14 protein-coding genes are annotated in these 14,544 nt (G+C 57.2%); all 14 read left to right on the forward strand.

Annotated features, from left to right (window positions below; all coding sequences use genetic code 11):
- The first annotated feature begins 107 nt into the window (after positions 1 to 107).
- The 14 genes from F9Z44_RS19940 (at position 108) to F9Z44_RS20005 (ending at position 14,451) form a co-directional block, all read left to right on the forward strand.
- A complete protein-coding gene (locus tag F9Z44_RS19940; protein WP_236574201.1) occupies positions 108 to 587 on the forward strand; it encodes a class I SAM-dependent methyltransferase in 480 nt (159 codons plus the stop codon).
- A gap of 121 nt (positions 588 to 708) precedes the next feature.
- A complete protein-coding gene (locus F9Z44_RS19945; protein ID WP_159608419.1) occupies positions 709 to 1,374 on the forward strand; it encodes a class I SAM-dependent methyltransferase in 666 nt (221 codons plus the stop codon).
- Between the two features lie 97 nt (positions 1,375 to 1,471).
- A complete protein-coding gene (locus F9Z44_RS19950) occupies positions 1,472 to 2,452 on the forward strand; it encodes a UDP-glucuronic acid decarboxylase family protein (protein WP_159608420.1) in 981 nt (326 codons plus the stop codon).
- On the forward strand, positions 2,449 to 3,786 hold the full coding sequence (locus tag F9Z44_RS19955; protein WP_159608421.1) for a lipopolysaccharide biosynthesis protein: 1,338 nt from the start codon (positions 2,449 to 2,451) through the stop codon (positions 3,784 to 3,786). The genes F9Z44_RS19950 and F9Z44_RS19955 overlap by 4 nt, the downstream gene beginning before the upstream one ends.
- 4 nt (positions 3,787 to 3,790) lie before the next feature.
- Complete coding sequence (locus tag F9Z44_RS19960; protein WP_159608422.1) at positions 3,791 to 4,552, forward strand: DUF268 domain-containing protein; 762 nt, start codon at positions 3,791 to 3,793, stop codon at positions 4,550 to 4,552.
- Positions 4,549 to 5,418, forward strand: coding sequence for an alpha-1,2-fucosyltransferase (locus F9Z44_RS19965; protein ID WP_159608423.1), 870 nt, complete (start codon positions 4,549 to 4,551; stop codon positions 5,416 to 5,418). The genes F9Z44_RS19960 and F9Z44_RS19965 overlap by 4 nt, the downstream gene beginning before the upstream one ends.
- Entirely contained in the window at positions 5,415 to 6,338 is a 924-nt protein-coding gene (locus tag F9Z44_RS19970) for a glycosyltransferase family 2 protein (protein ID WP_159608424.1), read from the forward strand. The genes F9Z44_RS19965 and F9Z44_RS19970 overlap by 4 nt, the downstream gene beginning before the upstream one ends.
- The gene (locus tag F9Z44_RS19975) at positions 6,335 to 7,534 is read left to right on the forward strand and encodes a glycosyltransferase family 4 protein (RefSeq protein ID WP_159608425.1); all 1,200 of its coding nucleotides are present in this window, start codon (positions 6,335 to 6,337) and stop codon (positions 7,532 to 7,534) included. Before F9Z44_RS19970 ends, F9Z44_RS19975 begins: the two co-directional genes overlap by 4 nt.
- A gap of 14 nt (positions 7,535 to 7,548) precedes the next feature.
- Complete coding sequence (locus tag F9Z44_RS19980; RefSeq protein WP_159608426.1) at positions 7,549 to 8,841, forward strand: hypothetical protein; 1,293 nt, start codon at positions 7,549 to 7,551, stop codon at positions 8,839 to 8,841.
- Positions 8,842 to 8,860: 19 nt separating this feature from the next.
- Positions 8,861 to 9,667, forward strand: a complete 807-nt coding sequence (locus F9Z44_RS19985; RefSeq protein ID WP_159608427.1) for a glycosyltransferase — start codon at positions 8,861 to 8,863, stop codon at positions 9,665 to 9,667.
- A gap of 165 nt (positions 9,668 to 9,832) precedes the next feature.
- Positions 9,833 to 10,936 carry a glycosyltransferase family 4 protein gene (locus F9Z44_RS19990; protein WP_236574402.1) on the forward strand — a complete coding sequence of 368 codons (1,104 nt, stop codon included), beginning with the start codon at positions 9,833 to 9,835 and terminating at the stop codon, positions 10,934 to 10,936.
- Entirely contained in the window at positions 10,933 to 11,859 is a 927-nt protein-coding gene (locus tag F9Z44_RS19995; protein WP_159608429.1) for a UDP-glucose 4-epimerase family protein, read from the forward strand. Before F9Z44_RS19990 ends, F9Z44_RS19995 begins: the two co-directional genes overlap by 4 nt.
- A complete protein-coding gene (locus F9Z44_RS20000; protein ID WP_159608822.1) occupies positions 11,859 to 12,419 on the forward strand; it encodes a sugar transferase in 561 nt (186 codons plus the stop codon). The genes F9Z44_RS19995 and F9Z44_RS20000 overlap by 1 nt, the downstream gene beginning before the upstream one ends.
- A 4-nt stretch (positions 12,420 to 12,423) precedes the next feature.
- Entirely contained in the window at positions 12,424 to 14,451 is a 2,028-nt protein-coding gene (locus F9Z44_RS20005) for a polysaccharide biosynthesis protein (RefSeq protein WP_159608430.1), read from the forward strand.
- The last annotated feature ends 93 nt before the right edge of the window (positions 14,452 to 14,544 follow it).

Below are 14,544 nucleotides of genomic sequence, written 5' to 3' on the forward strand. Positions count from 1 at the left end.
GAAAGTTCAGCCGGAGGAACCCACCCACCACCAACCCCGGGGCGGCAGATCGCCTGCACTTGGGCTGCGGGAACGTTCGCCTACCTGGGTTTTGCAACGTCGACATATTGACGACACACGCAGTCGATGTCATCTCCGACATCTCCAAGCTTGACAACTTCAAAGATGAATCCATCGCACTCATCTACGCATGTCATGTTCTGGAGCATTTCTCACATGACGAGGCTCTCGATGTGCTGCAGCGCTGGTTTGAGGTATTGAAACCCGGTGGCGAACTGCGAGTCTCTGTTCCCGACATCGACCGCATCGTCAAGATATACACAGAAAATTGGCAGCACTTTCAGACCCCGGGACACTCGCCCTGGATCGGGCTGCTGTATGGAGGACAAGTCGATCCTTACGACTTCCACAAGACCGGGTTCAACTTCTGTTGGATGAAACACCTGCTTGAGAAGGTGGGTTTCGAGGAAGTCCATGAGTATCCGCATGAGCCGCACTTCTTGCCGGGCGTAGAGGATGCGTCTCTTGCCAAAGAGCCTTTTGGTCAATTTTTCTCTTTGAATGTACTGGCACGCAAACCGACGTAGCGCCTAATGAGGTAGTGCCAACTCGTCTACCCATGGGCGGCATCGAACCGTGTGGCTTTCACACGATTGAGGGTGCTAGGCGATGCTGTACCGAGACCAATTTCCCAACCCACATTTCAAGATGTTCTTTTCCAATCTCATTCAGTCCATCAGACCCACTGACCGAGTTCTCGAGATAGGGCCAGGAACCACTCCTTTTCCCAGGGCCAATGAATTCCTTGAGTACGATTTCGACGATCACGAAGAGGCGATTCGCCAACGCGGAGATCCCAAGAATTCCCCTGAATTCTCCGGAAGGAAAGTCACTTTCTATCAAGGAACGCAACTTCCTTACGTCGATGGTCAATTCGACTACGTGATCGCATCGCATGTGATTGAACACGTGGAAGACCCCTGTACATTCATGTCGGAGATTTTCAGAGTTGGTGGAGGGAGAGGTTACATCGAGTTTCCACTGCCTGCTTATGAATACCTCTACGATTTCGAGGTGCACAAACACTTTGTTTGGCTCGATGTCGACTCAGCAACTATTCGCTTCGTGCCCAAGACCATCTTGGATCCATCACCCTATCGACACATCACTGCAGAATTGAGAAACTCCTTCGAAATGGGCTGGGATGATATCGTCTCCAACAATCTAGATTTTTTCTTCTGTGGTTTCGAATACGAGAAACCGTTTGAAGTATCCGCCCACATTAATTTGAATCTCTACAACAAAAGGTTCACTGGCAATGGCCTGACTCGAAGCAGGCAGATTGCACGTAAGATTCAACGATTACTGGGCTGATTTAACGAAATCAAGTCTTACCATCATTAGCAACAAGCTCTTCCTGCAGCTTGATACACGAACTGCTCCGATACCTCACTAATTGCAGAGCCATCACATGCGCCAATACAACCCTCGCAAGAGAATTCTCGTCACCGGCGGTGCCGGGTTTCTTGGCTCTCATCTGATCGAACGCCTGCTTGATCGGGGAGATGAAGTGGTCTGCGCTGACAACCTGTTCACTGGAACCAAAAGCAACGTTGAGCACCTGCTGACCCATCCACGCTTTGAGTTCATGCGCCACGACGTCACGTTTCCCCTCTATGTCGAAGTCGATCAGATCTACAATCTGGCGTGCCCAGCGAGTCCAATTCACTACCAGCACGACCCCGTCCAGACCACCAAGACCAGTGTGCATGGCGCCATCAACATGCTGGGCTTGGCCAAGCGGTTGCGGGCACGCATTTTCCAAGCGAGCACCAGCGAGGTGTATGGGGATCCTGCGGTTCACCCCCAACCGGAGAGTTACTGGGGTAGCGTCAACCCGATCGGACCACGCAGTTGCTACGACGAAGGCAAGCGCTGCGCCGAAACGCTGTTCTTCGACTATCACCGCCAGCATGGGTTGGACATTCGCGTGGCGCGCATCTTCAACACCTACGGCCCTCGCATGCATCCAAATGATGGTCGCGTGGTCAGCAACTTCATCATGCAGGCACTCAATGGCGAAGACATCACCCTTTACGGCGACGGACAGCAGACTAGAAGCTTCTGTTTCGTGGACGACCTCATCGAGGCGTTCATCCGTTTCATGGATCTCCCGGCCGGCGAGAACGGCCAGCCTGGATTTCCCGGACCGATCAACCTGGGCAATCCGCGCGAATTCACAATCCGTCAACTCGCCGAACAGGTCATTGACCTGACAGGCTCCAAGTCGAAGCTGGTCTTGCGGCCTCTCCCCGCCGACGACCCCAAGCAGCGACAGCCTGACATCTCGCTGGCCAGAAGCATGTTGAACTGGGAACCGGCCATTGCTCTCGAGGCCGGCCTGAAGAAAACCATCGCCTACTTCGAATCCGTTCTGCCGTCTGGCTCATGAACTTGCGGGCGCCGCTGGGTCGGTTTCTGAAGGCATCTGCCCCGTTGCGTTCGGTGGCTGGCCGCAACGCCACGTCGAGCTTCTTGGCTTTGGCTTGGTTGAGCCTGCTGTCAGTACTGTCAATTCCGATCTACATCCAGATGCTCGGCCTAGTTGAATGGGGTCTGGTGGCGGCTTGCGTCAGCCTTCAGGTGCTGTCGAACTTCCTGGATGCAGGGTTCAGCCAGATCGTGCCTCGCTGGGCGGCCAAGGAGGCGCACAAACCCTCGGCGCTTATGCACCATGTCGCGCTCTTTCGTCGGATGTACTGGATTCTGGGCCTGTCAATGTTCATCCTACTGCAGGTCGCAGCGGGATATCTCGCAAACAACTGGTTCCTGGTTCCTCTCGAGCGCGCCCACGACCTGGAAATCGCTATACGCATCACTAGCCTGCAGATGTTGTTTCAATTCGTCAACAACATGCATATCGGGCTTTGGCACGGCCTGCAGAAGCAGGTTTTGGCCAACCTGCGCGTTTGCAGCTTCGGCACGATCAAGCATGTTTCGACCATGCTGGCCATGTACATCAGCGCCCCCCATGTCTGGCTTTATGCGTCCGTGTTTGCGTTCTGGGCCTTGATCGAGATGGTCACCAACGCCGTGACGGTCCGCAGGATGATGGGCACCTCCGACCTACAACACTACGCGCCTTTACGCCCGCTGTTGCGCGAAGTCACCATCCTTTCGGGCGGCATTTTAGTGGGTTTGCTGGTCATACAACTCGATCGCATCATCCTAAGCCGAACCGTACCGGTGGAGGCGTTCGGCGTTTACACAGTGGTCGCCGCAATGGCGATGGCGTTCCTGCAGTTGCAGACGCCCCTCACCCGGGCCTACTTTCCGCTGCTAGTGCAGGACATCGAGTCCACGGGCCGGGTCTCGCCCGCCCGCATGAAGCGGCTGATCGCGGGCACGGTGCTCATTTCGACGATCCCTGCACTTCTGGCTTGCCTGCTGGCCGCTCCGCTGCTGGAACTGTGGCTGCGAAACCCAGGGGTCGTGGACACTGGAGCCCGACCGCTTCAGTTGCTGTTGCTGGCAGTGGCCGTCAACAGCCTGTATGGATGCATCTACCAGGTCATCCTGGCGGCAGGGCAACCTCAACGCATCCTCCAGTTCAACCTCGTGTCCCTGGCCGTAGCAGGCCTGGTAATCATGATCATGGGCACCTCTTCGGGGCTGCTGCTCGGCGGCGCCATCTGGTTGTCAACCACATTGACGCAATTTGCATTGGGTGTCCTGTGGTTCGCGCTCCACGAACGGGGCACCCCTTCCATCCCCACAAGAGATTGACACCATGCCATCCATCGTTGACCGCTTGATGCACAAGATTCGTCGTGCCCTGCAACATGGGCGGCAGCTCTTCAAAGTACTGCATCAGTTCAGTCAGCTCCAAGCCCAGCCTAACCCACGCTTCCTCGTCGAATGGAAGGACCGCTGGTTGCACCTACGCGATGCCACCGCTACAACAGGATTCGACCGGCACTATGTGTTCCACACGGCCTGGGCGGCCCGGGTCCTGGCAGAGATACGTCCCACCCGGCACGTCGATGTGGCCAGTTCACTGTACTTCGTGAGTTCGATCTCAGCATTCATTCCCACCCAGTTCATCGACTTCCGGCCCGCACAGCTCGGACTGTCCAGTCTCACCTGCGATGCGGGTACGCTCATGCAATTGCCGTTTACCAGCAACAGTGTGGAGTCGCTGTCGTGCATGCACGTGGTGGAACACGTGGGACTTGGACGATATGGCGACGCCTTCGATTACGACGGCGATATCAGGGCTGTAACCGAACTGATCCGTGCGCTGGCTCCAAATGGACACCTTCTGCTGGTCGTGCCGATCGGTGGTGAGTCGCGCATCCAGTTCAACGCACACCGCATCTACACCCATGAGCAGGTGCTTTCCATGGCAACCGGACTCGATCTTGTCGAATTCGCCCTGATACCAGACGACGGCTCCAGCGAAGGCTTGGTTCGCAACGCAGCGCCCGCGCAGGCGGCCATGCAAAAATATGGGTGCGGTTGTTTCCACTTCGTCAAGCGAGCACACTCATGATCGTCTTTTACGGACAGGGCGGTCTGGGCAACCAGCTTTTCCAGTACGCGGCAGCGCGCCGGCTAGCTCTGCGGCACAGCTGTCCTCTGGTACTCGATCCCCACTGGTTTGATCATCCGCGCCCGGGGGAAACACCGCGACCACTGGAACTGACACGCTTTCCGCTGGCCATGCGCCTGGCTAGCGAAGCCGAACAACAGCACTGGACCTTGATGCGCGGGCGCCTCGCCCGCTATGCCAAACCCTTTCTTCCTCTGCGCTTGGTTCGTGAGCAGGGCTTGGGCGTCAACCAGAAAGCGCTGGCCGCCCGACCTGGCAGCTATTTGTTCGGCTTCTGGCAAAGCGAGGCCTATTTCGCTGATATCAGGGACTACCTCCTGAAAGAACTGGTGCCGATGGAGTCACCGGCAACAGCGGACCTCGAAGTGATGGCCCAAATGGCTACATGCAGCTCGGTGTCGCTGCATGTGCGCCGCGGTGACTACGTCACGTTGCAGTCCGCCGCGTCTTATCACGGCCTGTGCTCCCTGGACTACTACCGCGCCGCCCTCCAGCACATAGCCGAACGGGTTCACAACCCCACGCTGTTCGTGTTTTCCGACGATCCCCAATGGGCACGGACCCACCTTTCCTTCCCATTTCCGACCCACCATGTGGACCACAACCGTCCAGAGGACGCCTTCCAAGACTTGCGGCTTATGTCCCATTGCAAACATCACATCATCGCCAACAGCAGCTTCAGCTGGTGGGGTGCATGGCTGTCCACGACCCCAAACAGCACGGTGGTCGCCCCGGCGCGTTGGTACGCCGCAGAACGCCCCACCCCCGATCTGATCCCCACTCGATGGGCAAGGATTAATACATGAACCAGTCCAGGATGTGTGAGCACAAGCTCGACGACGTCACTGTTGTCATTCCCACCTACAACCGCAGTGAGGAGCTTGCTCGCGCGCTGAACAGTCTAGTGGTGCAGACCGACAGGGACTTCGATGTAATTGTGTGCGACGACGGATCGACCGAAGACATCGCATCGGTCACTCATTCCTTTGCAAATAGTCTTCGGCTTCAGTTGCTGCGTATTGACAACTCAGGCGGCCCAGCACGCCCGCGCAACACTGCGATCCAGGCTACCCGAACCCGATGGGTGAGTTTCCTGGATTCGGACGACTGGTGGTTCCCGGAACGCATGGCCCGAGTCAAAGCCGAGCTGGATGAAGATTGTGACATCGTGTACCACCAGCTGAGCGTGGAGCGCGCTGACCGCAGCGCTTTCGCAAAGCCGGCCCACGGAGCGTCGCTAGGCGATGCGCTGCGGGTAGCCGACCCCCTCACACACATGATCCGCTTTGGCAACCCCCTGCCCACGTCAGCAACTACGGTGCGAAACGAACTCATGCAAACGATCGGTGGGTTTGAGGAAAACCGGGAATTGGCGTCGGTGGAAGATTTTGACGCTTGGCTGCGACTGGCTTCGCGTGGCGTCCGCATGAAAATGATTCCCGAAAGATTGGGCGCGTACTGGGTGGGTGCAGAACAGATCAGCACCTTCAATCCACATCAGTATGAACGACAACGCAACCTATTCCAACGCCAACTTCAACTGCTCCCACTCTCCTACCGCGCACTGGCTCAGAGCAACTTCAGCTATCTGCTTGGCAGCTACGCTCTGGATCTCGGACTACCGGGCGCGCGGGAACACTACCGCGACATTTCGCTGCGACTAGAGCCTGTTCGCTGGGTGAAGGCTCGGCTCAGGCTGCTTCGCTTAAGAGCAAAGAACCCATGAAACGCGTGTTGCTGTGCTGCGAGTTTTATGCCCCAAGCGTGGGGGGTGTTCAGGAGGTCATGCGCCAGATCGCCGAGCGCCTGGCCCTAAATGGACTGGACGTCACGGTCGCCACTAGCCCCCACCCGGACCGGGCTATGGATACCACGCGCAACGGCGTGCGTGTTCTCTCGTTTCCCATCTCCGGCAATCAGGCAAAGGGCATGACGGGGTCACTGGCAAAGTACCGGGCTTTCATCGAACACGGTGGCTTCGATGGCATTCTTATTAAGGCGGCACAGCAGTGGACTTTCGACGCAGCTGTCGACATCCTCCCCGACTTTGGAGGTCGCAAGCTTTTCATCCCGTGCGGCTTCTCAGGCCTGAACGATCCAAACTATGCGTCGTACTACCAATACATGCCCAAGTGGTTGAGGCTTTTTGACGGATTAATCTTCTACTCCGAGGACTATCAAGACGTTGCCTTTGCGCGCCTCCATGGCCTACAGACTCTTCATTTCATTCCCAATGGGGTGGACGAACGTGAGTTCTCCGACCGGAATGATCACGCAGTAAGAAACCGCCTTGGCATCGCTCCGGACCACGATCTGTTGTTGAGCGTGGGCAGCCAGATCGCTGCAAAGGGACACTGGGAAACTTTACGCGCCTTCAAGAAGGCGCGTCTGCCCAGACCTGCTACGTTGGTAATCAATGGCAATGAGCCCGGCTCTGGCGTGACCAACCTGCTAAAGCGAACGCTAAAGCACGCGTTGTCCCAGCGCTGGCCCCTGTCCTGGGAGGCTCGATGGCAAAGGCGCGATTCTGGTCGCAAGCGCGTGATGATTACGGACTTGCCGCGCAACGATTTGGTTGACCTGTACAAAGCGGCCGATCTGTTTGTGCTGGCCTCACACGTGGAATACTCTCCTTTGGTGCTTTTCGAAGCAGCCGCAGCAGGCACCGCCTTTCTGTCAACGCCCGTGGGCAACAGTAGAGAAATCGCTGCTTGGACCGGAGCAGGCCATGTCATGCGACGCTCGAAGGTGCAAGGTGCAACTGTATCCATTGATACGATGGCTGCTGAAATGGAAGCCATCCTGTCGAATCCCACGCGCCTTGTGGCAATGGGTGAGGCAGGACGACAGTCTATCTTTTCCAAGGAATTCACTTGGAACCGCATCGTCGAGCGCTATATGCAGTTGCTGATAGAAGTTTGAACGGATCAACGAAGATGGTTCCGCCCGACTACGAGACGGATGCCTCCGTTCAACCTTATCGGATGTCGATTGAGCATCAAGCGAGTCGCTCTTGTCGAACAAAGAAAGCGCGACCCCTAGGCTATGTCTGGTACTGCTCCATCGCCCTGTTTTTTACGTTGAGCAGTTGGGTGCTCATCCTTCAGCAGATCAACTTTGATCTTGCAGTCGAGAGGGGGCTAGTGGTGCCTGATGTGGTCAACATCGCACTGACTCTGGAGAATTTCTGGATACAAGGCGGTCTGCTGCAATGGAGCAACCCATTCATCGGCATCACCATTTTTTACGGCTGGACCTGGTTTCTTCACCCTGCTCTCTGTTACGCCGAGAACGTGGTGCTCATCATGGCGAGCATCGCAATGTTCAGGAGAGTCGGATTGCAAAAGTTGAAAGCACCCTCTTGGACAATCCTTGGCTTGCTGGGGAATCCGTACTTAGTGCTGGCAATGCCCGGTCCCAACAAGGAAATCCCCCTCTTGTTGCTGACGCTGTATTTGGTGGATTGCCTGCTTCGCGACGATCGCCGCTGGTGGAGCGCTCTCGGCTTTTGCGCGTTGATGTATACGCTGCGTGACGGATACGGCCTATTTCTCATGCTATGCGTGTGTTCTCTCTGGGTGCTTGACAAGCGTGAGCGTCATCTGCCTGCGATGATGCTGGGCCTTCTGGCGACTGCAGCTTGCCTGTTCGGCCCTTTGGCGTCTATTGCCCCAGTGCTGGGCCGCAACTTGGCGATCTACCAAGACTTGATTTCCAGCCAACCTGTCGGGGGCTTGGCGTCCGCTCTCGCCTTGGATCCGCTATCAACGCTGGACGGTTTGACTCTCTACGGCTTGAGGTTGATGTACAACCTGTTGTCCATGGCTCTCTTTCCTGTCTTGCACAACCAAGAGGGGCAGGTCTACTGGATTGGTCTGGGGTATTGGCTTTTTGGCATTTTGATTTTGGCGGCATTGCTGGGCTGCGCACTCAGGACTCAAAGCAACTCGCGGTCCGATCGCCATCGGCGGTTGGGTGCAGCACTGGGGCTCTGCGTCTGGTTCATGGTCAGCCTTTCGTTGTTTGTGCAGCCTCGCTATCTCATGCCAATACTCCCTATCGCCTTTGCTGCGTTGGGCACAGTGTCTTCACGCTCCAGGTGGTTGTGCATCAGCACTGCTGTGGCCATCTCGTTAACAGCCATACTTATCAACCAAGTGCTTGAAAGAGCGTCTCTGGAGGTTGGCCCAGAACAGTTCGCCACCCCTCCATATATATGGCAGAGCTAAAACTGCACAGGTGCACTTCTTGAACGTCAAATCCACACCTACCTCACTGCAAGCGGGGAGTCCAAAAGTGTCTTGGCTGCTTTGCACACACCAAGAAAACGAGTTGCTGCATCGCGCCATACGGTCCTGCTTGAACCAGACACTCGATGATTTTGAATTGCTGCTTATCGTCAACGGCATACACGCCGATAAATTGGCTCTATCCTTGCAGGGGGTTTATGGACGCGATATGCGTGTGCGTGTAATTGATACTCCCATCTATCTGCTGAACTTCAGTTTGAGTCTAGGACTGCACTTGGCCCGTGCACCCTTGGTGGCCCGAATGGATGCGGACGATGTATCTGCACCCGACAGACTTGAACGTCAATTCGACTTCATGGAGCGCCACCCGTCCGTAGCCGTTCTGGGATCGGCTTATGAACTGATGGACGCCGATGGTCACGTGCACGGAAAAGTCTCGCCTCCAGAAACTGACCGCGAGATTCGCAGTCACATGCATTATCAAAATCCGATGTGTCACCCGTCTGTCATGCTGCGTCGACAGGTTATTGTAGAGATGGGGGGCTACTTGGGTGGAAAAAATGCGGAAGACTACGATCTGTGGCTCAGGTTGGCGCTGGACTCTAACTGGCAGTTCGCCAACATGTCTGAAGTACTGCTCTCATACAACGCATCGCCAAAGGGAGAGGCACGCCGATCCCGTACCGCATATTCAAATGCGGCAGGAGCTCAATTGCGGAACTTTCTGGTGACGCGAGACTTGAGGTGGCTCCTTGGATCGGCACTTAGCGCAGGAAAGTCAGTGATGCGAGCAACCCGAGCATGATTTGAGATCACTCACTTTCATCAATATCAAAGACATTGCGGCTGTGATCATTTGACAACAATAATGTCGACCAGAAGATATGGTATTAGATCTGACGCAAACAATCTAGGAAGCATGCTCTTGCAATCTACCTCTTGCAAACACCCTCCCAAACTGTTGTTCTTGGTGACAGTCGATTGGTTCTTCTACTCACACTTTTTATCCCGCGCAACAGCAGCGCAGAAAGAAGGTTATGAGGTGGTAGTACTGACACATTGCAATCGACACCGAGAGAGCATTGAGGCTGCGGGCTTGCGGATGATCCCGTTGCATATCGACAGACGCAGCATGAATCCATTTTCTGCTGTGCTGGCATGTTTACGGATTCTTCGTGTCTACAGATATGAACATCCAACCATCGTGCATCAGGTAGCGCTCAAGCCCATACTGCTTGGCGGTATTGCAGCCCGCCTTTCTGGCGTCAAGCATATTGTGAACGCGATGGTGGGCGGTGGATATGTCTACACTTCCACCAGTCCATTAATGTTCATTGCAAGACCTGTTATTCAACTGGCCCTTCGCGTTCTTTTAAATCCCCAAGGCAGCCGCGTGATTTTTGAGAACGTTGATGACCTTGAGTCATCTGTGCACACCAATCAAGTGAGAGCATCGGATGCTGTGCTGATACGAGGGGCTGGTGTTGATCCAGTCCTTTATGGGAGGAAATCAGAGGGCTCAGGTGAACCAGTCGTGATCCTTGCTGCCCGCTTGCTTTGGGACAAAGGTATTGGTGAATTTGTGAGGGCGGCGGAGACTCTTCGCTTGCGTGGCATACACGCTCGCTTTGTGGTGGTTGGTGATAGCGATCCTGGCAATCGAGCCTGTATTGACAACGACACACTGACCCGATGGCGTCAGGAAGGCATTGTCGAGTTGTGGGGTTTTCGCAAAGACATGCCAGAAGTGCTGGCTCAAGCATCCATTGCATGTTTGCCCTCTTACCGTGAGGGTTTGCCAAAGTTCTTGTTGGAGGCCATGGCCACTGGGTTGCCCTGCGTGACGACCGATGTCCCTGGGTGTCGGGAGGCGGTTAGTCACGAAGACAATGGGCTGCTCGTTCCGGCCCGCGACGCGGGGGCCCTATCAAACGCTTTGGAACGGCTGCTTCTGGATCCGCCACTTCGCAGTCAAATGGGAACGCGCGGCCGACAAAGGATAATTGAAGAATTTTCCTCAACTCTGGTAGAGAAGCAAACTTTGGCACTTTATGCAGAAGTGCTTGCTCAATGAGAGTACTTGTGACCGGTGCCAATGGGTTTTTAGGCAGTACCACAGCCACTGCCTTGGAGGTGCGTGGACACACACCCATATCGGCTACTCGCAATAAGTGGCACGGCGCAATTGAGGTGGGCAGTGTAGACGGTCGAACTGACTGGTCTAAGGCGTTAACCAGTTGTGACGTTGTCATCCACACGGCTGCTCGCGTTCATCAGATGCAAGACCACGCTACCGACCGATTGAATGAGTTTCGAAAAGTCAACACAGAAGGTACCCTTCAATTAGCGAGACAAGCAAGTAAGGCACATATACGTAGGCTGATCTTCCTCAGCACGATTAAAGTTCACGGCGAAGAACATAGGAAGCCGTGCTGTCAAAACGACGCACTCTCCTCACAAGACCCCTACGGCATTTCCAAAATGGAAGCCGAACAAGGCTTGCGTCAAATCGCTGCTGAAACCGGCATGGAAGTCGTAATCGTCCGCCCACCCCTGGTCTACGGTCCAGGCGTCAAAGCCAACTTCGCATCCATGATGCGGGCCGTCCAACGTGGCATCCCCCTGCCGCTGGCCAGCGTCACCCACAACCGCCGCAGCTTCGTCGCGCTGGACAACCTGGTCGACCTGCTCATCACCTGCATCGACCACCCCGCCGCCGCCAACCAGACCTTTCTGGTCAGCGACGGTGAAGACCTGTCCACCGCCGACCTGCTGCGCCGCCTGGGTCTCGCCATGAACAAACCGGCGCGACTGCTCCCAGTCCCGCCTTCGCTGCTTCAGCTCGGCGCCAACCTGCTGGGCAAGGGCGACATGGCGCAACGCCTGCTCGGCAACCTCCAGGTCGACATCAGCCACACCCGCAACACCCTGAACTGGAGCCCACCCCTTTCGGTGGACGAAGGACTGCGGCGAGCGGTGGCGGGGCTAGCGCCGTGATCAAGCGCCTCTTTGATCTGGCCCTGGCCATTCCAGCGGCGCTGGTGTTGCTGATGCCCGTGGCCAGCATTGCGCTGGCGGTGCGGCTCACGTCGCCGGGCCCTGCGCTGTATTGGAGCGATCGCGTCGGTCGCCACAACCAGATTATCAAGATGCCCAAGTTCCGCAGCATGCGGGTGGACACGCCCGCCGTAGCCACCCATCTGTTGATCGATCCGGCGAAGTACCTCACTCCCATCGGCTCCTTCTTGCGCAAGAGCAGTCTGGACGAATTGCCCCAGCTGTGGAGCATCATCAAGGGCGACATGAGCTTCGTGGGGCCTCGCCCCGCACTGTTTAACCAGCACGACCTGATCGCCTTGCGCACCGAGTACGGCGTGCACGAACTGGTGCCGGGCTTGACGGGCTGGGCGCAGGTGAATGGCCGCGACGAACTGCCGATTACGCAGAAGGTGGCGCTGGACGCTGAGTACCTGCGGCGGCACACTTTGGCCTTCGACGTTCGCATTTTGTGGATGACGTTTGTGAAGGTGTTGCGCCGCGACGGCGTGACCCACTAAAACAATGACCAACAGGGATTCGGAGACGTTCGCAGCGACCACGCTGCTGGACATGCCTCGCGTGGCCAAACGCCTGGTCGCGCTCGCCGTAGACGTGGCGCTGTGTGTGCTCACCGTTTGGCTGGCCTTGTGCCTGCGCTTGGAGCACTGGGTGCGACTGGAGCCCGTGCATGGCTGGGCCATGCTGGGTTCGGTGCTGCTGGCCCTGCCACTTTTCATCCGCTTTGGTTTGTACCGCGCCATCTTCCGGTACGCGGGCTGGAACGCCATGGTCAGCCTCGTGCAGGCCATCTCCTTGTACGCGCTCTTCTACGCCACCCTGTTCACCGTCATCAGTGTCCCGGGCATTCCGCGCACGGTGGGCGTGATCCAGCCACTGTTGTTGATGGCCTTTGTGGGCTTCAGCCGGGTAGTGGTGCGTTACTGGCTCGGCGGCCTCTACCGCACCGTTCTGCAGCGAAAGGACATGCCCGGCGTGTTGATCTACGGCGCGGGCGCAGCCGGCCGCCAGCTGGCTGCCGCACTCGCACGTGGCACCGAGCACCGCTTGCTGGGCTTTCTGGACGACGACACCCAACTGCATGGCAACAGCCTGGACGGTCGCACGGTCTACCCGCCATCGGCGCTGCCCCGGCTCATACCCGAGCTGGGCGTGACCGATCTGCTGCTTGCGCTGCCTTCGGTCACACACCAGCGGCGCCTGCAGGTGGTGGAGTCCTTGAGACACCTGCCGGTGCGGGTGCGCACCATGCCCGGCATGTCGGACCTGGCCGCGGGCCGGGTGAGCTTGAACGATGTGCGCGAGCTGGAGCTTGAAGACCTGCTGGGCCGCGAACCGGTCACGCCCGACGCGATGTTGCTGCAGCGGCTGGTGCACGACAAGGTGGTGCTCATCACCGGTGCTGGCGGCAGCATCGGCAGTGAACTCTGCCGGCAGATCGCCGCCTGCCGGCCACACACGCTGCTGCTGGTGGAGAACTCCGAGTTCGCGCTCTACCAGATCCACCACGAGCTCACCGCGTTGGTGGGCGGACAGGTCGACCCGCTGGATGTGGAAGAAGGCGACGCGGTCGCGCCCATGGCGGTGACGCTGGTGCCGCTGCTCGCTTCGGTGCAAGACGCCGAGCGCATGGGGCAGATCATGCAGACGTGGCGACCGCACGCGGTGTACCACGCCGCCGCCTACAAACACGTGCCGCTGGTGGAGCACAACCCGGTGCAAGGGCTGCGCAACAACGTGTGGGGCACTTTGGTGTGTGCGCGCAGTGCGCAGGCCGCCGGCGTAAGCCACTTCGTGCTCATCAGCACCGACAAGGCCGTGCGCCCCACCAACATCATGGGTGCGAGCAAACGCATGGCCGAGATGGTGCTGCAAGCCCTGGCGACCGAGCGGGGCGGAACCACATTCTCGATGGTGCGTTTCGGCAATGTGCTGGGCTCCAGCGGCTCGGTGGTGCCCTTGTTCCGCCAGCAGATCAAGGACGGCGGGCCGATCACGCTCACCCACCCGGACATCACCCGCTACTTCATGACCATTCCCGAGGCGGCCCAACTGGTGATCCAGGCCGGCGCCATGGCCCAGGGCGGTGATGTGTTCGTGCTCGACATGGGACAGCCGGTGCGCATCATGGACCTCGCGCAACGCATGGTGGAGCTCTCAGGCCTGCAAGTGAAAACTGTACTCAACCCCACAGGCGACATCGAGATCCACACCACGGGTTTGCGCCACGGGGAAAAACTCTTTGAAGAACTGCTTATCGGCGACGACCCACAGCCAACACAGCATCCGCGCATCCTGCGCGCCCGCGAAGACTTCATGCCGTGGAGTGACTTTGAGCAAACTTTGCGCGAGATTGACCAAGCGCTCTCATCGCAGGACGTATTGACCGTCCGAGCACTAATGCAGCGCTGCGTACAGGGATATCAACCCATGGGCGAGGTGGTGGATTGGGTGCACACGACCAATTTCCGAAAATTCGACCCAGCGCAAAAAATCAATCCTCAAGAGATCAACTCAACGACCTCTCCTTGACCCCATTAGGCATCAATACTGCGACTCAGGGCCCCAATACAAAGTCGCAAGATATCTGAAATCGAAATTCAATTCTCAGGAAATTCAAATTCA

Source organism: Hydrogenophaga sp. PBL-H3 (genome assembly GCF_010104355.1).
Classification (GTDB): domain Bacteria; phylum Pseudomonadota; class Gammaproteobacteria; order Burkholderiales; family Burkholderiaceae_C; genus Hydrogenophaga.